This window comes from Bacillus sp. FSL H8-0547 (assembly GCA_038002745.1).
Lineage (GTDB): Bacteria > Bacillota > Bacilli > Bacillales > Bacillaceae > Bacillus_P.
In genome coordinates this window covers 1,269,374-1,291,711 of sequence record JBBODD010000001.1, presented here as the reverse complement: position 1 = coordinate 1,291,711, position 22,338 = coordinate 1,269,374, and the positions used below count along the sequence as shown (strand labels likewise).

The window sequence follows — 22,338 nt, the reverse complement described above, 5'->3', positions numbered from 1 at the left end:
TTGTATTTATAAGATAATTTAGCGAATGGAGAGATAAAACAATGAAAAACCACATTTATAAACTGCTAGTTTTGGTTTTGTCTATTATGCTCTTAACAGCTTGCGGATCTGACAAAGCAAACGGATCGGCGGATAAAGAAGGAGAACTCACTGTTTATACTGCAATTGAAGAGGAGCTTATCCCGCAATACTTGAAATCGTTTGAAGAAAAATATCCTAATGTCAAGTTAAACATTGTCCGCGATTCAACTGGAGTTATGACAGCTAAACTGCTTGCAGAAGGAAAAGACACAAAAGCGGATGTTGTCTGGGGCCTTGCAGCTTCAAGTCTGCTTGCACTTGACGGAAAAGACATGCTTGAGGGATATACACCAAAGGATTCTGAAAAAATTCTACCGCAGTATAAGGATGCTGCACAGCCAGAAAAGTGGGTTGGGAATACAGCATTTATGACAGGAATCGTTGTGAACAAAGCCGAGCTCGAAAAAAGAAATCTGCCTGTTCCAAAGACTTATGAGGACCTGACAAAGCCGGAATACAAAGGCATGATTGTGATGCCGCACCCCGCTTCCTCCGGCACAGGATACTTAACGGTCAACGCGTGGCTGCAGATGATGGGCGAGAACAAAGGCTATGACTATATGAAAAAGCTTCATCAGAATATTGGTACATACACTCACTCCGGATCGAAGCCGGCTAAGCTTGCTGGTGCAGGAGAATACCCAATTGGCATTTCACTGGTCTACAGCGGGGTAACACAAAAGCAGGACGGAGCGCCTGTAGAAGTCATTCTTCCTGAAGAAGGACTTGGCTGGGATGTTGAAGCAAACGGACTGATTGCCAAAAATGACTCAAAGAACAAAGAGACAGCGAAATTGTTTCTCGACTGGGCCATTTCAGATGATGTGATGAAAGAATATTACGATGCAAATGGCTTTTCCACAATGAAAAACGAATTTAAAAAACCGCAGGCTTTCCCAGACGGAGTACAAGAAAATATGTACAAAGAAAACGATCTGATGTGGGCTGCTGAAAACCGCAGCAAGATTCTGGAAACGTGGGAAGCGGAATTTGGAGAAAAGGCCGAGCCTGAAGAATAAGGAAGAGGGGACTTTACTCCCCGCATTCTAAAGCCGGAAAGGAATGAACAGGAATGCATACCTCCTATTTGCGAGTAGAAGGAGTAGAAAAAAGATTCAAGCAGCATACAGCATTAAAGAATGTTTCATTCGATATTAGGAAAAACGAATTTGTCTGCCTGCTGGGCCCAAGCGGATGCGGGAAAACAACTCTCCTCAGAATCATTGCGGGACTTGAAGAGCCTGATGCCGGCCGTATTTTTGCCGGCGGGAAGGACATCACTGCATTGCCGCCGGCAAAAAGAAACTTTGGAATTGTCTTTCAGTCTTATGCCCTGTTTCCAAATCTCACAGCCTTGCAGAATATTGAATTTGGCTTAAGAGCCCGCAAATATGAGAAAAAAAGAATCAAAGAAAAAGCAATGGAAGCCCTAGCACTGGTTGAACTTCTTCATGTAAAGGACAAATACCCTGCACAGCTTTCTGGAGGCATGCAGCAGCGTGTTTCTTTGGCAAGAGCGATTGCTTTGGAGCCTGATTTTTTGCTGCTGGATGAACCTTTATCTGCACTTGATGCAAAAGTCAGAGAAAAACTCCGCAATGAAATTCGTTCAGTTCAGGAAAAACTCGGGATTACAACAATTATGGTCACTCATGATCAAGAGGAAGCTCTGACGATGGCAGACCGGATCTTTGTCATGGACCAGGCCGAAATTAAGCAGGCTGGCACGCCGCAGGAAATCTACCACAAACCTAACCAGCCGTTTGTAGCAGATTTCATTGGTTCGATGAATTTTCTGAATGAAAGCATGGAAACAGCCATAAGGCCGGAACATGTAGTGGTTGAAGAGGGAAAAGGTACGGCTGCAGTCATTGAAGCTATTGAATTTAAAGGACCTGTTTATCGCGTGAAAGTGAGAATGACCGAGGCTGCTTCGACATTTTATAATCAGCAGATCATCATTGACCTCTCTGCATACGCCGCAAAAGAAATCAACCTGGAAAGAGGAAATGTGATCAGCATTTCACTTCCTGAAAGCCGTCTTCTTGATTTTAAAGAACAGGTGGTAAGTTAAATGGACATGCAGGCAGGCCATCAAGCAGGAATTTACATAAAAAAGCGACAGCGCCAAAAGGCAGGCTTGAACGAGTGGCTGCAGCGCATGCTTCTCCTTTTTTCTCTGCTTGCAGCAGCAATAATGCTCGTTTTTCCTTTAGCGGCGCTTTTTGTCCAGGCTTTTTTTGACAGTGAAGGCATATTCATCGGACTTCTGAATTTCTTCAGATACTTTCAGTCAGACATTCTTATACAATCTCTTCAAAACACGTTCTTCGTATCTGGCGTGACGACGGTTCTCTCTGTGAGTGCTGCGTTTGTGTACGCTTTTGCTGTAGTGCGTTCAAATGTTTACGGAAAAGGATTTTTCCGCTATACGGCCATGCTGCCGCTGTTTGCTCCGACTATGATGCACGGGATTGCACTGATTTACCTCTTTGGAAATCAGGGGCTGATTACAACCGGTTTTTTGGGGGCCATTCCAGGTGTGAAAATTGACTTATACGGACCAGCAGGCATTATCATGGCGGAAACAATCTACACCTTCCCGCAGGCTTTCCTGATTTTGATGGTTGCCTTATCAGGAGCAGACAAGCGTCTGTATGAGGCTGCTGATTCTATGGGCGCCGGTAAGATAAAAACGTTTTTTGCAGTTACTCTTCCTTCCGTAAAATACGGACTGGTCAGCTCCATTTTTGTTGTATTTACTCTGAGTTTTACGGATTACGGAGCTCCAAAAGTGGTTGGAGGACAGTATAACGTACTCGCAACCGATGTATACAAACAGGTGATAGGCCAGCAGAACATGGGAATGGGAGCGGCGGTAGGGATGATTTTGATGCTGCCTGCCATTTTGGCTTTTGTAGTTGATCAGATGGCACAAAGAAAACAGCAGCATGGAGACGGGTCAAAATCGGTGCCTTTTAAAGTTAAACCGAACGCCATAAGAGATAAACTCCTATTTTTATATTGCTTCATCATTTCATTTGCAGTAATCGCCCTGCTTTTAGCCGTTCTTCTGGCAGCCAGTGTTAAAAACTGGCCGTATAACATGACTTTTTCAATGGAGCACTATGTTTTTGACAGTTTTACTGGTGACGGGCTGACAGCTTATAAAAATAGCTTGATTGCTGCATCTTTAACAGCACTTTTTGGAACGATTTTCACGTTTGTTTTTGCCTATCTAATAGAAAAATTCAGAGGCATGATAGGTTTGAGAAAGGTAGGAACACTCTTGTCGATCATTCCCCTTGCTGTGCCGGGGCTTGTCATCGGCCTAGGATATATTTTCTTTTTCAGCAAGCAGCGTTTTACAGTCGCGGGTTTTACGGTGGATAACCCGCTGCATTTTCTGTATGGAACCATTGCGATTGTCGTGATTGCAAACATTGTCCATTTTTACTCAGTATCATTCATTACGGCGACAACAGCGCTGAAGAAACTGGACAAAGAGTTTGAGCTTGTGTCTGAATCAATGGGCATCCCGTTTTATCAGACATTTATGAAGGTCACTGTGCCAATGTGCCTTCCTGCCATTCTTGAAGTGGCCATGTATTTTTTTGTCAACTCAATGGTGACCGTATCAGCTGTCATTTTTCTGTATTCGCCTGAATTCAAGCTTGCTGCTGTCTCCATTGTCAATATGGATGATGCAGGGAACGTCGCTTCAGCAGCAGCCATGAGCATTTTGATTGTCGCTACTAATATTCTTGTCAGAGCTGCCTATGAAATGGCGGTTTGCTGGCTTAATAAACGCAGATCAGTAAGGGAGGAACTTTAAATGAAGAACATACAGGGATTAATTCTGGATTGGGCAGGGACAACGGTCGACTATGGCTGTTTCGCCCCTTTACAGGTTTTTATAGAAGTATTTAAAAATCGTGATATTGCGATTACAGCCGAGGAAGCAAGGAGACCAATGGGCCTTTTAAAAATAGACCATATCCGTGCACTTTGCGATATGCCGCGCATAAACCGGGAGTGGATAAGCATTCACGGGCATGAGCCTTCTGAGCAGGATATTCAGGAGATGTATGCAGAATTTGAGAAGACTCTGTTTGAGATCCTTACAAACTTCACGACTCCGCTTCCGGGTGTTGTTCAGACTGTTCAAAAGCTCCGTGAAAAAGGGCTGAAGATTGGTTCCACGACCGGCTATACAAAAGAAATGATGAAAATTGTGGCTCCCTATGCAAAAGAGAAAGGCTACCAGCCTGATTTCCTCTTCACACCAGATGATGTAAATGCTGGACGCCCTTATCCTTGGATGGCCTATATGAATGCGATGGAGTTGGGGATTTATCCAATGAACAGGCTTTTGAAGGCAGGCGACACCGTTTCGGACATAAAAGAGGGAATAAATGCCGGGATGATCACTGTCGGCATCATTCTCGGGAGCAATGAACTTGGCCTAACAGAAGAGGAGGTACAGGCAATGGACCGCACTGAACTGAATCGCAAAATGGAAACTGTGAAAAAACGATTTCTCGAAGCAGGCGCTCATTATGTGATCAATGAGTTCAGCGACTTGATTCCGCTGCTTGAAGAACTGGAAAAAGGGGACATGGGGCATGAATAATCCATACTTGCTATTAACGCCAGGCCCTCTTTCTACGTCAGATACAGTCAGAGAAGCGATGCTTAAGGACTGGTGTACATGGGATAAGGATTACAATGAGATTGTGCAGGAAATACGGGCAAGGCTGCTTGCTTTGGCTGCACCGGGTTCAGATAAATACACGGCTGTTCTGATGCAGGGAAGCGGGACGTTTTCTGTAGAATCCGTTATTTCAAGCGTGATCCCGCGTGCAGGCGGAAGATTGTTTGTTGCCTGCAATGGTGCGTATGGAGAAAGAATTGCTGAGATGGCAGCGATCCTTGATATTCCGGTTCTTGTTTACAGGGAAAATGAACAGACTATGCTCAATCCTGATACGATTGACAAATTGCTTAAACAGAATCCGGACATTACGCATCTGGCTGTTGTCCATTGCGAAACAACGACAGGTATGCTGAATCCGATAGAAGAAATCTGCCGCACGGCGAAAAAACACGGAATTGTTGCCATTGTAGATGCTATGAGCAGCTTTGGGGGAATTCCAATTAACATTGAATCTCTGCAGATAGATTTTTTAATCAGCAGTGCAAACAAATGCATTCAGGGTGTACCGGGTTTTGGATTTATTCTGGCTAAAAAGAGCGAGCTTGAAAAATGCAAAGGATATGCGAGATCTCTCTCTTTAGACCTCTATGCCCAGTATGAAACGATGGAGCAGCATGATGGAAAATGGCGCTTTACTTCACCGACTCATGTTGTAAGAGCATTTCACCAGGCGCTTAAAGAGCTTGAAGCAGAAGGCGGGATTAAGGCAAGGAACGTGCGTTACACAGAGAATCAGCTCAAGCTTGTACAAGGCATGAAGGAGCTTGGATTCCACGCACTGCTTAGGAAGAAAAACCAATCTCCAATTATTACAGCCTTTCTGTATCCGGAGGGGAAAAACTTTACATTTACCAGTTTTTATGGAAAATTGAAAAAGCAGGGGTTTGTCATATACCCCGGAAAAATATCCGAAAAAGATACTTTCAGAATTGGAAACATCGGAGAAGTATACCCTGAGGACATAGACCGGCTGCTGACAGCAGTAGCTGCAGTATCAAAAGAAGCGATACAGGCTGAAAAACAGCTGATATAAAAAAGAAACAGGAGTTTTTCAAATGTCTTTATTAGCAGAGGAAAGAAAACGTCTCATTACTGAAATCATTGAAAAGCAGGGCAGAGTAAAGGTCAATGATCTTGCAAAAGAGTTTAATGTGTCGACAGAAACAATCAGACGCTATCTAGAGGACCTTGAGCAGGAAAACAAACTGAAAAAAGTACACGGGGGAGCCGTCAGACTGTCTGATGAAACGGAAGAACCCGGACTTTTTGAACGTGAGGTTACTAGGATAGAAGAAAAAAACAGAATCGCTAAAAAAGCTGTTTCGTACATCAAAGAAGGCGACGTGATTTTCATCGATGAGGGAAGCACAACCCTTCAGATGATTGCCCCATTATGCGGGTGTCCCAATATCACGGTTATTACAAACTCTTTCCCGGCTGCAGCCTTATTAATTTCCTATTCAAACAAAAACCTTTTTGATGGTGAGGTTATATTTATCGGCGGAAGTGTGAGAAGCAAGCATTATCGCTCATCTGGTGTGATGGCAGAGCAAATGGCTAAGGAATTCTATGTAGATAAAGCATTTATTGCTATAGACGGCATTTCAGCGGATGCAGGCATAACATGCTACGATATGGAGAAAGCGGTTCTTTCAAAGATTTTTATTCAAAATGCCTCTGAAGTATTTGTCCTGGCAGACTCCTCTAAAGTCGGTCTTCGCGCAAACTTCAAAATGGTTCCTATTGAAAAAATAGATAAATTGATTTCAGATGCGGGCTTGCCGGATGGCTGGGAGCTTCCCTGTGAATGGATCATAAGCTGAACAAACAGGCTGCCCCGGCAGCCTGTTTTGTAATTAGAGGGGCAGTGCAGTATATCAGGAAAAGCTTGCAGTAAACCTATAGTTGGTAGTAAATGAGGAATAGTCGGCAGTAAATCAGTCGTAGTTGGTAGTGAACAAGCAATAGTTGTCAGTAAATAAATGATTGTTGGCAGTAAACCGATAGTTGGTAGTAAAGGGGCAATAGTCGGCAGTAAATCAGTCTTAGTTGGTAGTAAATCAGCAATAGTCGGTAGTAAACCATTCGTAGTTGGTAGTAAACCAGTAATAGCTGGCAGCAAACCGGCTTATGTTCGCGATGAATCAATGAACGGAAGCGATTGGCACGATATTCTGGTGAATTTGTCAGGCTGCGAAAAGAAAAAATCCCCCATCATCCGGAATCCGGACATTTTGGGGGATTTTTTCTATCATGTATCAGCAATCAAGCAGAAGGATCTGCAACCTTCACAAGCTGCTTGCCGAGGTTCGTGCCCTCGAACAAGCCAAGGAATGCCTGGGGAATGTTTTCAAAGCCTTCAACGATTGTCTCTTCATACTTCAGTCTTCCTTCTTTCAGCCAGCCGCCAAGCTCTCTTGCGCCTTCGCCGAAGCGGGAGGAAAAGTCGCCTACAACAAAGCCCTGCATCAGGACGCTTGATTTAATCAGCGTTGATTCGATGCGGGGACCGACGTCTTTGCCGTCTGAATTATAAGTGGAGATTGCTCCGCAAACAGGAATACGGGCAAATTTGTTCAGAAGTTTATGAACGGCTTCCGAAATTTCTCCGCCTACATTATCATAGTAGACATCTACTCCGTTCGGGCATGCCTCTTCAAGCGCTTTGCCGACGTTCTGTGTTTTATAGTTGATGGCAGCGTCAAATCCAAGTTCATCAATCAAATAAGAAATCTTTTCATCTGATCCGGCAATTCCTACAACACGGGCGCCTTTAATTTTAGCAAGCTGTCCGACAATTGAACCAACCGCTCCTGCAGCACCTGATACGACCACGGTTTCGCCTTCTTTCGGCTTGCCGATGTCGAGCAGTCCAAAATAAGCGGTCAAACCGGGCATGCCAAGAATGCCGAGGTAAGCCTGAATGGGCGCGAGAGAAGGGTCAATCTGACGAACTTCATTTTCGCCTGCGACAGAGTATTCCTGCCACGGGAGGTTTCCGATGACAAAGTCTCCCTTTTTCAGCTTGCTGCCGTTTGCTTCAACAATTTCTCCGACTACCCCGCCTGAGATAGGCTGGTTAAGCTCGAAAGGAGCAACGTAGGATTTCCCTTCATTCATCCGGCCGCGCATATAAGGATCGACTGACAGATAGAGAGTGCGGATCAGTACTTGTCCTGATTCGGGTGATGGAACAGGAACTTCCGTGTAGCGGAAGGTTTCAGCAGTCGGCTTTCCCGACGGGCGTTCTGCAAGCAGTATCTGTTTTTGGCTCATCTTCAAATTCCTCCTTGGGTTCTGTAAGTTTGCTCCGGTGTCTTTATGCACTGGAACATTTGTTACTACCGTATCACCTTGTCCGCTACAAGGCAAAGAATAGCCTTCAGGGCGGAAAAAATTAATGAAGGAGGGAACACTATGATCGTCAGACGAATGAATAGACTCCAAAAAGAACAGATAACACCGCTTTTAGAGGAAAGTAAAAGCGAGGGATTCCGTTTTGTTGAAAGGCTTGTTCATGATTTCCAAACCGGAAAAAACAAGTTCAGTCTTCCGGGTGAAGCGCTGTTTGGCGTGTTTCATCATGATAAATTAATTGCTGTCGGGGGACTGAACCGTGACTCGTACGATCAGGATGAACGAATGTGCAGAATCAGAAGATTTTATGTAGGAAAAGAGTACAGGAGAAGAGGAGCGGGAAGCCTGCTCTTACAAACGCTATTACGTGAGGCGGTTCCGACCTTTTCAGAGGCTTGTTTACGAACAGATACAAAAGAAGCAGCCGGTTTTTATGAGCGTGCAGGATTCAGGAAAATTCAGTCAGACCATGCAACACACCGGCTTACATTAGGAGGAGAAGAGCTTCAATGATCACAAAAGATGAAATCAGACAGAATAAGTGGCAAAGGCTCGAAGATGAAAAATTAGGAGGATTTCCGTTTCCGCTGAAGAACCGAATTCCGAACTTTAAGGGTGCGGCTGCAGCAGCTGAACTTGTTTCACAGATGGACATTTACAAACAGGCTGAGGTTGTCAAAATCAATCCCGACGCCCCGCAGCTTCCTCTCAGAGCCCGTGTGATAAAGGACGGAAAAACCCTTCTCGTTCCGACACCGAGGCTCAAAGCAGGATTTATTATGCTGAAAAGAGAATGGGTCCCGTCCGGTGAAGAGAGGAAGGCTGTAAGCTTAAAAAATATCAGGCAGTATGGAAAGGAAATCTCTCTGTCCGAGATGCCGAAGGTTGACCTGTTTGTCGCAGGTTCTGTTGCTGTCCATAAGGACGGGAGAAGAATTGGAAAAGGAGAGGGATACTCAGACCGCGAGTATGCCATTATGAGAGAGCTTGGCAACCCTGACATTCCTGTTATCTCGACCATTCACAGCATTCAGGTAACGGACGAAGACTTTAAGGTTGATACATATGACTTGCCGGTGGACTATATCGTAACCGAACAGGGAATCATTGAAACAGATACTCCCTATCAAAAGCCTGACGGCATTCAATGGGACCTTGTAACGGAGGATGAAAAGAAAGAGATGCCGGTTTTAATGGAAGTGTGGAACCTTACGCACAAGGACTGAGACGTACACTGTTTTCATGTATCTGCTTTTTTGTTAAGATAACACGTGCAAGACAAAAGAGCATAGACCATATATGAGGAGAGACGAGCATGAGCAATAAACATGACCATTCGTCTGATCAAAAAGACGAGTTAGCCAGAGGGCTTAAATCAAGGCACGTCACCATGATTGCACTTGGCGGCGCCATTGGAGCAGGCATTTTTCAGGGAAGCAGTTCATCGATTGAGCTTGCAGGCCCAGGTGTTATTATTTCGTACTTGTTGGCAGGCATTATTCTTTATTTTGTGATGCAGGCAATGGCGGAAATGGCTGTTCATCAGCCGAAAGCAAAAACGCTCAGAGATTTAATTGAGACCATTCTCGGACCGTTTGCCGGCTTCTTTGCCGGATGGATTTATTTTATCAGCTGGATGCTGGTTATGGCAGCGGAAATGGCTGCTGCGGCCGGTTTCCTGAAATACTGGTTTCCGGATGTGCCGATGTGGCTGCTGTCACTTGGTGTTTCCATCCTGATTACGGTCATCAATTTGTTTGCAGTAGGTATTTTCGGTGAAACGGAATACTGGCTTGCAGCGCTTAAAATTACGGTTCTTACACTTTTCATCATTCTCGGCGGTGTCCTGATCTTTACCGGGATCGGCGGGGGAAGTGCAGCCGGATTTTCAAATCTGACAGAGCACGGCGGCTTCTTGCCGTTTGGCATTTCAGGCATTGCAGCCTCCATGCTTGTTGTCATGTTTTCTTTTGGCGGAACAGAAATGATTGGCATGACGCTCGGTGAAACGGAAAATCCTGAAAAAGTGATACCGAGAGCCGCACGGAGTGTCATCGTAAGGATTCTCGTTTTTTATGTTCTTCCAATCTTAATTATTGTAAGCCTCATGCCGTGGAATATGGTAGGAGCGGAAAGCCCGTTTGTCTCAGTTTTTGACCGAATCGGCATTCCTTATGTAGGTGGCTTTATGAATTTTGTCCTCTTGACGGCCGTCATATCTGCTGCGAATACAGGCATGTATGCAGCATCAAGACTGCTTTACACGCAGGCGCTGAGCGGAAATGCACCGTCCTATTTCTCAAAGCTGTCTGCTAAAAAGGTCCCTGTCAGAGCTCTGCTTGCGAGCACATCCTTTCTATACATCGGTGTGATCATTGCCGTTTTTGCAGAGGAAAAGACATTCGGTTACTTGATGGTTGTACCGGGCTATGCGATTCTGTCCATTTGGATTCTGCTGACAGTCGCCCACTTGAAAAGCAGGAAAAAGGGGGAAGAGCTTCGTGGCTTTTATGTGAAAAGCTATCCGTACTCCTCCTGGTTCTCGCTAGTGGCCCTGCTTGCAATCCTGGCAGGTATTCTAATTACTTCTCCTCCCGCAGGAACCATCATTGCAATTGGCGTTGCCGTGCTGCTGGTTATCCTATATGCAGTCGGGGCAAAAAAATAATCCAGGGGATTTCCCCTGGATTTTTTCTGTTTAATTTGTTTCCTGCTGCGCAGCTGGAGCGCACTGTTTTTTCTTGCTGACATAACGCCATACGAAGAAAAGCAAGATAGCTGCACCGGCTGTTATCAGGACATACATCTGCATCTCTGACATAAAGGCTGTCACCGTTTTGAGGCTTCCAAGCTGTCCGAGCCAGAGCATCGCTATATTTAAAGGCAACACTCCAAGAAAGGTGAGAGCGGCAAACGGGACCCACTTTACTTTAGAAAGTCCCGAGACATAGGAAATGTAGTTCCCAATTCCGAAAGGACGGGCGAGAGCGATGCTCCAAAGTCCGCATTTTTTAAACCAGCGCTGCGTTTTTTCAAAGTTTTTCTTCCTTTTCGTCAGCTTCTTTTTCATTTTGTGCTCTAATTTATAGCCAATCCAATAAGGGATAAAACTGAAAATCGTATAGACAGCACTTCCTAAAAGGGCTATCAGAATGATTTCAATAAATGAAAGCTCTAGCAGATAACCATAGGCAAGGGTGATAAGAGAGCCTGGAAATGGAAGAGAAGATGCTTCAATCGCAAGTCCCGCCATCAATCCCCAAATTCCAAATTCCCTGAGCATATTGATTACAAAATCAAGCATACGGTCTCCTTTCACTTCATGCGTCTTCTCTAAGTGAAATACCCGCTTCCAAATTTATCAAACTGGTGTATTAAGGAAATATCAATCCGGGCAGAATTTATCCCTTCTCCTGCAGACGCGCATCGCATTCACTTCTCCGCCAAGCAGAATGGAAAAGGCGGTAAAGTAAATCCAGATGAGCAAAATGATAATGCCTCCCAAACTTCCGTATGCTGCGTTAAAAGCTTTAAAGTTTTCGACATAGAAAGAAAACCCGTAAGAGCTTAAAGTCCAAAGAACTGTTGCCAGCAGCGATCCGAAATAGATATCAAAAAACTTCAGCTTTTCATTCGGGGCAAAGTAATACAGCGCAAGCAGGACGAGATTAATCATGAAAAAGGAAATGACCCATCTCGCTTGATTTAATAGCGGATTAACGGCTTCAAGAAACGGTGCATAGCGCGTTAATGTGCTGATGATCACTTTGCCGAATACAGGCAGAAGCAATGCAATCGTAATCGTAATAATCAGCCCTGCGGCAAGCAGCAGGGCATCTATGCGCACCTTGATAAAGGGACGCGTTTCTTTAATTTCAAGAGCCCGGTTGAACGCTCTGATTAGAATGTGTGTAGCATTGCTTGCAGACCATAAGGCAGCCAATAAGCCGAATGCAAGGATGTAACTGTTGGTTTCTCCGAACAGGCTTCTGATCTGCTCCGTTAAAAGCTCAGCTGTCTCTGAAGGCACATAGTGATTAATCCATGTCAGAAGCGGCGTTACATCAAGTGAAAAATAAGGAAACAGCGCGATTAAGAAAATAAGCAGCGGAAACAGGGATAAAAGTAAATAATATGCAATAACTGCAGAGAGATCATTTAGTTCATGCTGATGAATTCTTCTGAATAAGTCTTTCATACATCCGCCTCCCTATAACCTTTATAGTTTCCCGGGGGAACGACAGGATAAACGCAAAGTGGAGAAAAAAAGATCACTCTAACATAAAAAAGCTGCCTCTTTTAAAGAAGCAGCTCTGGTATTACATGCTGATTTCGGTTTCAACCCCGTAATGGTCAGATACAACCGGTCTGTTGTCATCATTGAAAATAACCTTTGAAGAAAGAACGTTGACTTCCTTGTTCACAAGGATCAGGTCAATTCTCAAATCTTTCTTATTTTCATCCCATCCGGCAATTTTTCCTTTTACCGTGATGCCTGAATCTTTGTCTTCTGCAAGCTCGTACGTGTCATACAAATCATGTGACAGAAGATAATCATAGCCTTCATCTCTTACTTCGGCGCTGTTGTTGAAGTCTCCCATTAAAAAGGAAGGCTTATCAAGGTCAACCTTTTGAAGAAGAGCGTCGAGCTGGTATTTGCAAGGTTCCTCTTCATCGTGCCACCAGCCGAGGTGACAGGAGTAAAAAGAAATTTCCTGTCCGTTATAGTCAATATCCGCACGGACGATGGAACGGGTTTTCCAGTAGTCAGTGTTTTTGCCTTTTGTGACGGAGAACACTTCTGAGTCAACTACCGGATGCTTTGTCAGAATGGCTAAGCCTTCTTCAAAGCCCGGATAGCCGATATGGGCAAATCCCCATACCAGCTCATATCCGGCAACACCAAGTTTTTTCAGTTCATCAAGCAGCACTAACGCATAATTGTTTTTTTTGACTCCGTCATACAGGACGGGCTCTTCCACCCGCTGGCTTACCTCCTGAAGGGCAATCACATCATAAGACTGTTCCTTGATGGCAAGCGCGAGCGTCCTGATTTTTTCCATCTGATTTTCTTCTTGCCAGGAATGACAATTAAGCGTTAATAATTTCATCGTTTAAGCTCCTAACGTATCTTGAATGTCAGATTTTAAAACATCTGCTTTCGGTCCGTAGATGGCTTGAACGCCTTTGTCTTTAATGATTAACCCAAGCGCGCCGTTTTCTTTCCATTGCGCTTCATTTGCAACAATTTCAGGGTCTTTAACGGTTACGCGAAGACGTGTCATACAAGCATCTACATCTTCAATATTACCAGAACCGCCAAGCAAAGTAATAATCGCAGAAGCCTGAGAGTCTTTGTTTACTTCACCTGTTGTTTTTGCAGCAGGCTCTTCAGAATCGATGTAGTTTCCGTTGCGTCCCGGAGTAGGGAAGTTGAAACGTTTGATCAGGAAGTTCGCAATTCCAAAGTTCAGTCCGAAGAACACGGCACATGCAAGGAAGAAGTTGACAAGGTCAAGCCATAATCCCGCTTTAATGATCATCGGTGTACGAGTCAGAAGCTCAATGAATCCAAATGAGTGAACGCGGATGTCGATAATATCGACGATTGCGAATGCAAGACCTGTTGTAATTGCGTATACAACATATAATAGCGGTGCAGCGAACATGAACATAAATTCGATTGGCTCAGTTACACCTGTTAAGAAAACTGCAAGACCTGCAGATAGGAACATTGATTTGTATTTCGTGCGTTTTTCCTTATCAACATTGCGGTACATGGCAAAAGCGATACCGATAAGAGAAGCAGTTGAAAGAATCATTTGTCCAACCTTGAAACGGGCTGGAGTTACTTCTTCAAGCAGTTTGTTGTAGCTTGCAGTATCACCTGCAGCTAGGAAGTTGTTCAGATCGGCAATCCATGCAAGCCAAAGCGGATCCTGACCTGCAACTGTTGAACCGGCGCTTCCGCCAGTAAGAATTTGATAAGTTCCGCCAAGTGACGTATAGTTCATCGGTACAGTCAGCATGTGGTGAAGACCGAATGGAAGAAGCAGACGCTCAAGGGCACCGAAGATAAATGGTGCAACAACTGGAGCGGTGTTGCGTGATGTTGCAATCCATTGTCCAAAGTCGTTAAGTAAACCTTGAATAAACGGCCATACTAGTGAAAGTACGATAGCGGTTACAACAGATCCGCCGATAACTGCGAAAGGCACAAAGCGTTTACCGTTAAAGAATGAAAGTGATTCAGGAAGCTTGCTGTAGTTGTAATATTTATTGAACAGGTTTGCACCAAGGAAACCTGCGATGATTCCGACGAACACGCCCATGTTCAGTGCAGGAGCGCCAAGTACAGAAGTAAAGTAATCTTTAACAATCAGTTCTTGTCCGAAAAGAGAGTTTACTGTTGCTTCAGGATCTGCAAGCATTGCAGCGTTAACTCCGAAGATAGCACCTGTGATGCGGTTAATCAGTACGAATGCGATGAGTGCTGCGAATGCTCCGCCTGCACGTTCTTTAGCCCAGGATCCCCCGATGGCTACAGCGAACAGAATGTGAAGATTCGTGATGATTCCCCATCCGATATCCTCCATAACACGTGCAATCGTTTGCACGAGCGTGATGTCTCCGCCTGTCATTGCAATAAGCTTGCCGAGTGAGATCATGATACCGGCTGCAGGCATTACGGCTACTACGACCATTAAGGCTTTACCGAACTTTTGCCAAAAATCGAATGATAATAAGTTCTTCATCTTTTTGTCCTTCTTTCTCCTGTAAGTATAATAGGTGTAAACGAATTCATTTAATAGCAAAATCGCTTACATTATTTTTTAATGTGTGGTGTGCAACTATGAGTGCAAAATGTGCAATCGCTTGCATAAACCTATTTTAATTAAAGGGCTTTCACATTGCAACAAAAAAATAATACTTTTTTCATATTTTTATAGAATACTTTTTCCAGATGAGGTAAACCCCTTGATATGTATAGTTTTAAAAGATGATGCCAGCAAAATGTTTTTTCCGAATAGAAAAGTTCATGAAAGTGTTGGTTGTAGTAAAAGTGTGTGCAAAGTGAGATGCTATACTTTATATAGAAAAAACTGATCTATTTTCATAAAAATAACGTAAGTCTTTACATAGAAGTCCGGCAATTTAGGAGGCTCTTATGAATACCAAGCTTGAAATCATGTCAGAAGCAGAGCAGTTTATTATCGAGTGCTACCGGGAGCTTGAGAAAACGGAAGAAGAAACAACTGCCCGCCTGCTTCAGGTTAAATCCCGGTTTGAACGGAACAGAACCATTGATTTTACGTCAGAAGAACTTGAGCACGGCGCAAAAATGGCCTGGCGGAACAGCAACAAATGCATCGGCCGCCTGTTCTGGAATACACTCCGCGTTGCGGATGCAAGGCATCTTGAAACACCTGAGGAAATAAGGGACGCGCTGTTTTCACATATAGAATTTGCAACAAACGGAGGAAGAATTCGTCCGTTAATCACAATCTTTAAGCCGGAACAGGATGGACAGGCACCTGTGAGAATCTGGAATCATCAGCTGCTGAGATACGCGGGGTATGAGACAGATTCAGGCGTTGTCGGTGACCCCGGTTCAGTTGCATTTACAAAAGAATGTCTCGCGCTCGGATGGAAAGGAAAGGGGACAGCCTATGATCTCCTTCCGCTTGTCATAGAAGTCGCAGGGGGAGCGCCTGTGTGGTACGAAATCCCGGATGAAATCGTCATGGAGGTCCCGATTACACATCCTGACTATCCCGAGCTTGAAGAACTCGGGGCCAGGTGGTACGCCGTTCCGATTATTTCCGATATGAAGCTTGAAATCGGAGGCATCACATTCCCGGCCGCTCCTTTTAACGGATGGTATATGGGAACGGAGATCGGCGCCAGAAACCTTGCCGATGAAAACCGGTACAACCTGCTGCCGAAAGTGGCTGAGCTCATGAGGCTTGATACGTCATCTCAAGCAACACTATGGAAAGACCGGGCCCTTGTGGAACTGAACAGAGCCGTGCTGCACTCCTTCAAGACAGCAGGCGCGAGCATCGTCGACCACCATACCGCAGCCCAGCAATTCAAACGCTTCGAACACAACGAATCAACAGCGGGACGCGAAGTAACAGGTGACTGGACTTGGCTCATACCGCCAATGTCACCCGCCGCAACCCACATCTTTCATAATCAGTATAAAAACAAAATCGTGAAGCCGAATTATTTTTATCAGGAAAAAGCTTATTAATCGATCAGCGCATCCGTCATTTTAAATGACGGGTGTTTTTTTGTATTGAGGATGTTTTGATTGTGATAAAATGGAAAATGAAGGTAGTTTGTTAAGGGCATTTTGAGTGGCTTCGGAGCTGAGGGGAGTGCTGCAAGAGCAGGATTAGAACACTTAGAGTGAGTCCGGAATGGGGAAAGTGCTGTAAAAACAGGATAAGAACATTTACGATGACTCCGGAGTGAAGATAAGTGTTGTAAAAGCAGGATAAGAACATTTAGGGTGACTCCGGAGCGAAGATAAGTGTTGTAAAAGCAGGATAAGAACACTTTGAGCGAGTCCGGAGCGGAGATAAGTGCAGTAAAAGCAGGATAGGAACACTTAGAGTGAGTCCGGAGTGGGGGATAAGTGCAGTAATATAAATCGTGTACTCAGTAATAAGCAAGTGCCAAAGGCTTTCTAGTCTTAAAGAGGTGAACCAAATGAATTTTCTCCTTTTTATCAGCTTTCACATATTGGCCGGCATTGGCTTTATTTTCTTCAAAGGGAAATTGCCCGAAAAGGCAAAAGTATTTACGTTTGTTTTTTTTACAATGAGTTTGTTGTACTGGGGAAGCATGATTTTACATATATAATGATGGCCGGTAAATACGGTCATGCACAGGGGGAAGCATGGATGATTTTGCATACATATGTATCGGGAGAGGGAGAACCGCTCGTCCTTATTCATTCTGGCGGAATGACAGGTGATACGGAATATAATGAGCAGAGCGAGTTTTTTTCAGCGGAAAACTTCAAAGTGATCAGACCTGATTTGCGGGGGCACGGTAGGTCGCATGGAAAGATTGATCACTATTTTGTTCAATGCGTGCAGGATTTGAAAGAAACGATTGACCATCTCGGGATTGAGCGGTGCCACATAGCAGGGGTTTCTGTAGGGGGAATAACTGCATTACTTTTTGCAAAAGAGTACCCTGAGAAAGTGAAATCACTTTGTTTTTCAGGAGTTCTCCCGAAAGAGCCTGTTAACTGGGCTGAACTGTTAAAAGAAGAAGCAGAACAGTATGAGCACTTGTTTGCGAATGAAGAAGCTGTTGCGTTCTTGAACGAAATCCACGGGGAGAATGACTGGAAATCCCTGCTGCAATCTTTTAATGAAGCTGACTTTTATCCTTTTCACGCGACAGGCGATGTTTCCGGCATAGAGATTCCGGTTTTATGTCTCGTTGGTGAAAATCAGGAGCTGGAAGTCGAGGCTGTTGTTGCGTATAAACAGCTGCACTCAGCAATCCATATCGCTGTCATTCCATTTGCCGGACATCTTGTACACAGGGAGCAGCCTGACCTCTATTCTCAGACGCTGCATGCGTTCCTGAAAAACTCTTAAGATGAAGAGGGAGATTATGAGAATAAGATTGAAAGTCATCACAAGCATTTTTCTAGTGGTTTTACTATCAGGCTGTATTGCAGAAGACTACGATTTCACCCCGCCTTCCGTAACTTTATCCGCTTCGGACAGTTCCCAGTCTGAAAAGCTGACAGAGGCAAACATCAAGTGGACGGGTGAAAACAGCAAGCTTGAGGAAAAAAGAATTGACGACGTTCTGTCGTATGCTAATGAGCAAAAGAAGCTGGCCTTCCAGCCGGGCCAGAAAATAGATCTGCTGTTTGACAGTGAGGATTTCATGGTGGAAAATCTTGAAGCTGCGCTCTGGAAAAATGGCACTGAGCAGGAATTGCCCTTAGATAAACAGCGTTCCTTTACTTTTCCCGAAGAAAAAGGAGAGTACATCCTTGAAGTGGAGCTTGATGCTGACAGAGGTTTGGCGCAATACGTTGGAAAAATTGAAATCGAATGATGCATGGCGGAACTCCTGTTATCAAAAGGGGTTCTTTTTTAGCAAGAAAAATCAAAAAAAGGAGAAGTTTTCCTGGTAAACTTTCAAGTAAGAGGTGAGGAAATGGATACAGCCTTTCAAAAAACGATTGCGTTTATCGAACATCATCTTCAGGAAGAGCTGCCGCTTGAGACGATTGCCCGTGAGGCCGGGTACTCGAAATTCCACTTTCACAGGCTTTTCCAGAGGGAGTTTGGAATGACCCCCTCTGAATATGTAAGAATTAGGCGCATAGCGGATGCAGCGAAAATGCTGCTTTATACTGATGAAAAAATACTTGATATTGCTCTTTCCTATCAATTTGAAAGCCAGGAATCATTCACTAGGGCATTTAAAAAAATATACAGGCTGCCGCCGGGCACTTACCGGAAAATAATGGCGAGCCTGACGATGCAGAAGGAGGAAATTTCAATGGAGAATCAAGGTGTTAAAGGATGGGTCCTAAGCGGCAGTCATCCCTTCAATTACGAAATGGGACTGGACAGGAAAGTCTATCATTCAGGGAAAAGTTCAGGGTATTTAGCTGCCAAAAGCGTGCAGCATCAGGGTGAATTTGCAACGATGATGCAGGAAATAAAAGCGGATAAGTATAAGGGCAAACGCTATAAGTTCTCTGGGTTTATTCGTGCTGAAAATCTGGACGGCTTTTGCGGAATGTGGATGAGAGTGGACAATGCCCTTCAGGATGTTTTGCGCTTTGACAATATGGGAGACAGACCGATTACGAAGGATACTGAATGGCACTATTGCTCCATCGTCCTTGATATACCGGAAGAAAGTGCGGTCATTTCTATTGGAGCGCTTCTGTCAGGAGCGGGAAGAATGTGGGTGGACGAGCTGAAATTTGAAGAAGTTGACGAGACGGTTCCTACTACAAACATCGAATTTACCTCTCACCTTCATGATGAGCCTGCAAACCTATCATTTGAGGAGGAATTGGCATGAGCGGATTAGCAGCACTCGGAAAAAGCCTTCTGCACTTTGGCAGCATCTGGATTGGAGGCGGACTCCTGTTGACAGGGGTTGTCATAGGAGCCGTCATAAAGAAAGCGAAGCTGAAAAAAACATCTAGCGGATGATTTTGAATCCGGCGTGTGTCTGGTCTTGTTCTACCTCGCTGACTTTAATCTCCTCCACCTGTGCATAGCGGTTTCCAGAACGCAGGGTATGGACGAAGGAATCCAGCTGGTTTTCCGTACCCTGCGCTACAGCTTCGACTGTGCCGTCTTCTTTATTTTTCACCCAGCCGGTTACTTTTTCGGATTGGGCAGCGGACTGAGCGAAATAACGGAATCCGACACCCTGGACGTGGCCGTGAACAATTAGATGAATGGTTTTCATGTCAAAAATCACCTCCATTACAATCACAATACCCTTGAGACATCCGTTATAATCTAGTCAGATGATCGTTTAAGGAGATGGTAAGGATGATCTGGAAAAAAGAAGGGTTTTTCGTATCAGACGAACAGAATCTGCTGCAACTAGACAAGATTGCCGGATGGATCGGCAACCAGTACTGGGCAAAAGACAGGCCCGTTCACGTAATCGAAGAAAGCGTGCGGAATTCACTCAGTTTCGGACTCTATGACAGCAGCGGCACCCAGCTTGGGTTTGCAAGAGTCATAACAGACCGCGCCGTCTTCTCCTGGCTGATGGATGTAGTCATTGATGACAGTGCAAGAGGAGAAGGGCTCGGAAAATGGCTCGTACAATGTGTTCTGGATCATCCGGATACAATCAACACAAAGTTCGGGCTAGCCACAAAGGATGCACACGGGCTTTACAGACAGTTCGGGTTTGAGACGGATGAGTGCATGAGGCGTCCGGTGATGGGGATCCCGCTTGGGTAGAGTTTTGGAGAAGAACTCATATGCATCTTTTTCGATTAAAGTTACGATTTTGCCCGTATTTAAGGAGCGCTTCGAAGAAATTCATCTGTAAATTCTGCTATTAAAGCATATACCATAATACTTAGAGGCAGTAAATTTACAAGCAATGCAAACATTCTCTTACCTGCACTCTCTTTGCTGAACATTGAAAGAATACTTAATGGAATCCCGATAAAGGTAGCAAAAAATGCAAGAAGTCCCAATATACTCAGTCCAGAGATATAAACAGAACACGGAATAGAGATTAATGCGAAAAGAGCAATATAGAACGAAATGTCAGTGAATATTTTTAGTTTTTCCCTTTCCATCTGTCTATCTCTCCTTTCACTTTAAGGTTAAAGCAAACCCTGCAAAAAGTCAGGTTCTGACTCTTGTGCAGGGTTTTTATTTTTCTGCCTGTTCAGCCCAAACTGCATCGGTATTTCAGCAGTGTCCAGTTCCGGCTTCCAGTACTTTCGACAGCAGCCACTTTCTTCATAAAATGATCCCCCTTCTCAATCCCTCCGCCACAGCTTCTGCTCTGTGCCTGACGCCGAGTTTTCGAATGACGGCGCTCAGGTAATCGCGGACGGTGTATTCACTGATGTTCATGGAGTGCGCCATTTCTTTCATGCAGAGGCCGTTTGCGAGGTACTGAAGGACTTCGGTTTCCCGCCTGCTGAGCCTGTGCGCAGGCCGGTGTGTGAAAAATTCCTGAAAGTAGCTGGAAAGCTGCTCGAGCTGAGTATGGATGGACTGGCTGCAGCCTGTGTACTGATCGGCCAGAACACAGCCGATGACATGGTTGGACTGGCTGATCGGGATGACGGCAATGGTTGAGAGGTCATATTGCTGAATGTATTTTTCGGGAAAAGAGACGTTGCTTTCTGTGAGGTCAAGGAGCCGGAGCTTGTTGTTTTTGAGAGCATGATAGACAGGCGGAATGGTGCGGACATCTTCTTTGATCCATTTGACTGAGGTGATTTTTCCTTCTTCTGCCTGGATGAGGCCTTCACCGATATTACTGAAGGCGGAGTATGTAAAGAGGGTTGCCCGCTTGAATGGGAAGAAGCGGATGCACCCAAGGACCATCCGTTCGCATTTTTGGGAAAAGTCATGGATCTTATGTGTTTCACGTACATAATCTCTCACTCTGGAATCTATCATTCGACAATTTCCTCCCCTACTTTTTCAGGAATATGAGGGTTCCACTTCTCATTGTAAAATAGTTATGTAAGCACTTACAAACGTGAAGCCGTGTTTTTGAAAAAAAGTTTTCAGGAGGTAGCGATGAATAAGCGTGAAATCATTACCACGAGTGCGCGGGGCATTCAGGAGGACTCTCTCCCGTTCAGACTTTATCAAAAAGCGAAGCGTTTTGGAATTTGGAACCCGTCTGACATTGATTTTTCACAGGATCAGCGGGACTGGCAGGGCATGAATCAGGATCAGAGGACAGAAGTCTTGAGGTTGATTTCACAGTTTCAGGCAGGAGAAGAGGCGGTCACGCTTGATTTGCTGCCGCTGATGATGGCGATTGCCAAGGAAGGCCGCCTGGAAGAAGAGATGTATTTAACAACGTTTTTATTTGAGGAAGCAAAGCATACCGAATTTTTCAGGCTTGCTTTAAATGCAATCGGGGAAACCGGGGATCTGTCCGTCTATCATACAGACACATATAAAGAGATTTTTTACGAGCTGCTGCCCCGGACAATGGACAGGCTGCTCCATGATCAGTCGCAGGAAGCCATTGCCGAAGCGTCGACTGTCTACAACATGTTCGTAGAGGGTGTTCTTGCTGAAACGGGCTATTATTCATTTTACCGGTCGCTTGAGGAAGCAAATATTATGCCTGGTCTTTTAAAAGGTGTTGGTCTGCTGAAAAAGGATGAATCAAGGCACATCGGCTACGGGACGTTTCTGCTTCAGCGGCTTATTTGCGAGAATGACTCGATTTTTGATTTAGTAGCTCAAAAAATGGAGGAGCTTACTCCGTATGCCATTAAGCTGAACCAGGAAGGCATAGCCGGCGGGCAGACGGCGTTCGGCCACACAATCGACGATACAATGAATTTTACAATGAAGCAGCTCTCAGTCCGCATGGATATTTTAGCAAGGGCGCGCGGAAAAAGAATCGAAGAGATTTACAGAATGACAGAAAAAGAGGTTGGCGTACTTTAA

General features: G+C 44.7%; 24 protein-coding genes. 16 read left to right on the top strand and 8 right to left on the bottom strand.

Annotated features, from left to right (window positions below):
- The first annotated feature begins 86 nt into the window (after window positions 1–86).
- Genes MHB63_06225 through MHB63_06200 form a run of 6 tightly spaced genes read left to right on the top strand, consistent with a single transcriptional unit; the run spans window position 87 to window position 6,621 of the window.
- Window positions 87–1,100 carry a putative 2-aminoethylphosphonate ABC transporter substrate-binding protein gene (locus tag MHB63_06225; GenBank protein MEK3806175.1) on the top strand — a complete coding sequence of 338 codons (1,014 nt, stop codon included), beginning with the start codon at window positions 87–89 and terminating at the stop codon, window positions 1,098–1,100.
- A gap of 53 nt (window positions 1,101–1,153) precedes the next feature.
- The gene (locus MHB63_06220) at window positions 1,154–2,155 is read left to right on the top strand and encodes an ATP-binding cassette domain-containing protein (GenBank protein ID MEK3806174.1); all 1,002 of its coding nucleotides are present in this window, start codon (window positions 1,154–1,156) and stop codon (window positions 2,153–2,155) included.
- 6 nt (window positions 2,156–2,161) lie between these two features.
- The gene (locus tag MHB63_06215) at window positions 2,162–3,916 is read left to right on the top strand and encodes a putative 2-aminoethylphosphonate ABC transporter permease subunit (GenBank protein ID MEK3806173.1); all 1,755 of its coding nucleotides are present in this window, start codon (window positions 2,162–2,164) and stop codon (window positions 3,914–3,916) included.
- The gene (gene phnX, locus MHB63_06210) at window positions 3,917–4,714 is read left to right on the top strand and encodes a phosphonoacetaldehyde hydrolase (GenBank protein MEK3806172.1); all 798 of its coding nucleotides are present in this window, start codon (window positions 3,917–3,919) and stop codon (window positions 4,712–4,714) included.
- Window positions 4,707–5,831, top strand: coding sequence for a 2-aminoethylphosphonate--pyruvate transaminase (gene phnW / locus MHB63_06205; GenBank protein ID MEK3806171.1), 1,125 nt, complete (start codon window positions 4,707–4,709; stop codon window positions 5,829–5,831). The genes phnX and phnW overlap by 8 nt, the downstream gene beginning before the upstream one ends.
- A gap of 22 nt (window positions 5,832–5,853) precedes the next feature.
- Window positions 5,854–6,621 carry a DeoR/GlpR family DNA-binding transcription regulator gene (locus tag MHB63_06200; protein ID MEK3806170.1) on the top strand — a complete coding sequence of 256 codons (768 nt, stop codon included), beginning with the start codon at window positions 5,854–5,856 and terminating at the stop codon, window positions 6,619–6,621.
- 442 nt (window positions 6,622–7,063) lie between these two features.
- Here the strand turns inward: MHB63_06200 and MHB63_06195 are convergent, their stop codons facing one another.
- The gene (locus tag MHB63_06195) at window positions 7,064–8,080 is read right to left on the bottom strand and encodes an NADP-dependent oxidoreductase (GenBank protein ID MEK3806169.1); all 1,017 of its coding nucleotides are present in this window, start codon (window positions 8,078–8,080) and stop codon (window positions 7,064–7,066) included.
- Between the two features lie 135 nt (window positions 8,081–8,215).
- On the opposite strand from MHB63_06195, the gene MHB63_06190 reads away from it, so the two are divergent.
- The 3 genes from MHB63_06190 (at window position 8,216) to MHB63_06180 (ending at window position 10,823) form a co-directional block, all read left to right on the top strand.
- Entirely contained in the window at window positions 8,216–8,668 is a 453-nt protein-coding gene (locus MHB63_06190) for a GNAT family N-acetyltransferase (GenBank protein ID MEK3806168.1), read from the top strand.
- Window positions 8,665–9,381, top strand: coding sequence for a 5-formyltetrahydrofolate cyclo-ligase (locus MHB63_06185; GenBank protein ID MEK3806167.1), 717 nt, complete (start codon window positions 8,665–8,667; stop codon window positions 9,379–9,381). Before MHB63_06190 ends, MHB63_06185 begins: the two co-directional genes overlap by 4 nt.
- 89 nt (window positions 9,382–9,470) lie before the next feature.
- Window positions 9,471–10,823: an amino acid permease gene (locus MHB63_06180; protein ID MEK3806166.1), complete on the top strand. Its 1,353-nt coding sequence runs from the start codon at window positions 9,471–9,473 to the stop codon at window positions 10,821–10,823.
- Between the two features lie 30 nt (window positions 10,824–10,853).
- Here the strand turns inward: MHB63_06180 and MHB63_06175 are convergent, their stop codons facing one another.
- From MHB63_06175 to MHB63_06160, 4 genes are all read right to left on the bottom strand, one after another.
- Entirely contained in the window at window positions 10,854–11,459 is a 606-nt protein-coding gene (locus MHB63_06175) for a VTT domain-containing protein (protein ID MEK3806165.1), read from the bottom strand.
- A gap of 81 nt (window positions 11,460–11,540) precedes the next feature.
- Complete coding sequence (locus MHB63_06170; protein ID MEK3806164.1) at window positions 11,541–12,353, bottom strand: YihY/virulence factor BrkB family protein; 813 nt, start codon at window positions 12,351–12,353, stop codon at window positions 11,541–11,543.
- A gap of 121 nt (window positions 12,354–12,474) precedes the next feature.
- Window positions 12,475–13,266 carry an endonuclease/exonuclease/phosphatase family protein gene (locus MHB63_06165; GenBank protein MEK3806163.1) on the bottom strand — a complete coding sequence of 264 codons (792 nt, stop codon included), beginning with the start codon at window positions 13,264–13,266 and terminating at the stop codon, window positions 12,475–12,477.
- A 3-nt stretch (window positions 13,267–13,269) separates the two neighbouring features.
- Window positions 13,270–14,910 (bottom strand): PTS transporter subunit IIBC, encoded by a 1,641-nt coding sequence (locus tag MHB63_06160; protein ID MEK3806162.1) that lies wholly within the window; start codon window positions 14,908–14,910, stop codon window positions 13,270–13,272.
- Window positions 14,911–15,323: 413 nt separating this feature from the next.
- On the opposite strand from MHB63_06160, the gene MHB63_06155 reads away from it, so the two are divergent.
- The 5 genes from MHB63_06155 to MHB63_06135 all read left to right on the top strand — a co-directional run bounded on the left by MHB63_06155 (window position 15,324) and on the right by MHB63_06135 (window position 19,368).
- The gene (locus tag MHB63_06155) at window positions 15,324–16,412 is read left to right on the top strand and encodes a nitric oxide synthase oxygenase (protein ID MEK3806161.1); all 1,089 of its coding nucleotides are present in this window, start codon (window positions 15,324–15,326) and stop codon (window positions 16,410–16,412) included.
- A 655-nt stretch (window positions 16,413–17,067) separates the two neighbouring features.
- Window positions 17,068–17,778: an alpha/beta hydrolase gene (locus MHB63_06150; GenBank protein ID MEK3806160.1), complete on the top strand. Its 711-nt coding sequence runs from the start codon at window positions 17,068–17,070 to the stop codon at window positions 17,776–17,778.
- 16 nt (window positions 17,779–17,794) lie between these two features.
- A complete protein-coding gene (locus tag MHB63_06145) occupies window positions 17,795–18,250 on the top strand; it encodes a hypothetical protein (GenBank protein MEK3806159.1) in 456 nt (151 codons plus the stop codon).
- Window positions 18,251–18,352: 102 nt separating this feature from the next.
- Window positions 18,353–19,234, top strand: a complete 882-nt coding sequence (locus MHB63_06140; GenBank protein MEK3806158.1) for an AraC family transcriptional regulator — start codon at window positions 18,353–18,355, stop codon at window positions 19,232–19,234.
- Window positions 19,231–19,368: a hypothetical protein gene (locus MHB63_06135; protein MEK3806157.1), complete on the top strand. Its 138-nt coding sequence runs from the start codon at window positions 19,231–19,233 to the stop codon at window positions 19,366–19,368. Before MHB63_06140 ends, MHB63_06135 begins: the two co-directional genes overlap by 4 nt.
- Here MHB63_06135 and MHB63_06130 read toward each other — a convergent pair.
- Window positions 19,358–19,630, bottom strand: a complete 273-nt coding sequence (locus MHB63_06130) for an acylphosphatase (protein MEK3806156.1) — start codon at window positions 19,628–19,630, stop codon at window positions 19,358–19,360. The two genes, MHB63_06135 and MHB63_06130, sit on opposite strands and share 11 nt — an antisense overlap.
- An 86-nt stretch (window positions 19,631–19,716) precedes the next feature.
- Between MHB63_06130 and MHB63_06125 the strand changes: the two genes are divergently transcribed.
- Window positions 19,717–20,139, top strand: coding sequence for a GNAT family N-acetyltransferase (locus MHB63_06125; GenBank protein ID MEK3806155.1), 423 nt, complete (start codon window positions 19,717–19,719; stop codon window positions 20,137–20,139).
- Between the two features lie 59 nt (window positions 20,140–20,198).
- Here MHB63_06125 and MHB63_06120 read toward each other — a convergent pair whose 3' ends face one another.
- Window positions 20,199–20,486 (bottom strand): 2-acyl-glycerophospho-ethanolamine acyltransferase, encoded by a 288-nt coding sequence (locus tag MHB63_06120; protein ID MEK3806154.1) that lies wholly within the window; start codon window positions 20,484–20,486, stop codon window positions 20,199–20,201.
- Window positions 20,487–20,652: 166 nt separating this feature from the next.
- A complete protein-coding gene (locus MHB63_06115; GenBank protein MEK3806153.1) occupies window positions 20,653–21,324 on the bottom strand; it encodes a LuxR C-terminal-related transcriptional regulator in 672 nt (223 codons plus the stop codon).
- Between the two features lie 123 nt (window positions 21,325–21,447).
- Here MHB63_06115 and MHB63_06110 point away from each other — a divergent pair, with 123 nt between their 5' ends.
- Window positions 21,448–22,338, top strand: coding sequence for a R2-like ligand-binding oxidase (locus tag MHB63_06110; GenBank protein MEK3806152.1), 891 nt, complete (start codon window positions 21,448–21,450; stop codon window positions 22,336–22,338).

Bases quoted from the DNA above. Each gene is read 5' to 3' on its own strand.
- MHB63_06225 (MEK3806175.1), top strand. From the start codon at position 87: ATGCTCTTAACAGCTTGCGGATCTGACAAAGCAAACGGATCGGCGGAT.
- MHB63_06220 (MEK3806174.1), top strand. From the start codon at position 1,154: ATGCATACCTCCTATTTGCGAGTAGAAGGAGTAGAAAAAAGATTCAAG.
- MHB63_06215 (MEK3806173.1), top strand. From the start codon at position 2,162: ATGCAGGCAGGCCATCAAGCAGGAATTTACATAAAAAAGCGACAGCGC.
- phnX (MEK3806172.1), top strand. From the start codon at position 3,917: ATGAAGAACATACAGGGATTAATTCTGGATTGGGCAGGGACAACGGTC.
- phnW (MEK3806171.1), top strand. From the start codon at position 4,707: ATGAATAATCCATACTTGCTATTAACGCCAGGCCCTCTTTCTACGTCA.
- MHB63_06200 (MEK3806170.1), top strand. From the start codon at position 5,854: ATGTCTTTATTAGCAGAGGAAAGAAAACGTCTCATTACTGAAATCATT.
- MHB63_06190 (MEK3806168.1), top strand. From the start codon at position 8,216: ATGATCGTCAGACGAATGAATAGACTCCAAAAAGAACAGATAACACCG.
- MHB63_06185 (MEK3806167.1), top strand. From the start codon at position 8,665: ATGATCACAAAAGATGAAATCAGACAGAATAAGTGGCAAAGGCTCGAA.
- MHB63_06180 (MEK3806166.1), top strand. From the start codon at position 9,471: ATGAGCAATAAACATGACCATTCGTCTGATCAAAAAGACGAGTTAGCC.
- MHB63_06175 (MEK3806165.1), bottom strand. From the start codon at position 11,459: ATGCTTGATTTTGTAATCAATATGCTCAGGGAATTTGGAATTTGGGGA.
- MHB63_06170 (MEK3806164.1), bottom strand. From the start codon at position 12,353: ATGAAAGACTTATTCAGAAGAATTCATCAGCATGAACTAAATGATCTC.
- MHB63_06165 (MEK3806163.1), bottom strand. From the start codon at position 13,266: ATGAAATTATTAACGCTTAATTGTCATTCCTGGCAAGAAGAAAATCAG.
- MHB63_06160 (MEK3806162.1), bottom strand. From the start codon at position 14,910: ATGAAGAACTTATTATCATTCGATTTTTGGCAAAAGTTCGGTAAAGCC.
- MHB63_06155 (MEK3806161.1), top strand. From the start codon at position 15,324: ATGAATACCAAGCTTGAAATCATGTCAGAAGCAGAGCAGTTTATTATC.
- MHB63_06150 (MEK3806160.1), top strand. From the start codon at position 17,068: ATGATTTTGCATACATATGTATCGGGAGAGGGAGAACCGCTCGTCCTT.
- MHB63_06145 (MEK3806159.1), top strand. From the start codon at position 17,795: ATGAGAATAAGATTGAAAGTCATCACAAGCATTTTTCTAGTGGTTTTA.
- MHB63_06140 (MEK3806158.1), top strand. From the start codon at position 18,353: ATGGATACAGCCTTTCAAAAAACGATTGCGTTTATCGAACATCATCTT.
- MHB63_06135 (MEK3806157.1), top strand. From the start codon at position 19,231: ATGAGCGGATTAGCAGCACTCGGAAAAAGCCTTCTGCACTTTGGCAGC.
- MHB63_06130 (MEK3806156.1), bottom strand. From the start codon at position 19,630: ATGAAAACCATTCATCTAATTGTTCACGGCCACGTCCAGGGTGTCGGA.
- MHB63_06125 (MEK3806155.1), top strand. From the start codon at position 19,717: ATGATCTGGAAAAAAGAAGGGTTTTTCGTATCAGACGAACAGAATCTG.
- MHB63_06120 (MEK3806154.1), bottom strand. From the start codon at position 20,486: ATGGAAAGGGAAAAACTAAAAATATTCACTGACATTTCGTTCTATATT.
- MHB63_06115 (MEK3806153.1), bottom strand. From the start codon at position 21,324: ATGATAGATTCCAGAGTGAGAGATTATGTACGTGAAACACATAAGATC.
- MHB63_06110 (MEK3806152.1), top strand. From the start codon at position 21,448: ATGAATAAGCGTGAAATCATTACCACGAGTGCGCGGGGCATTCAGGAG.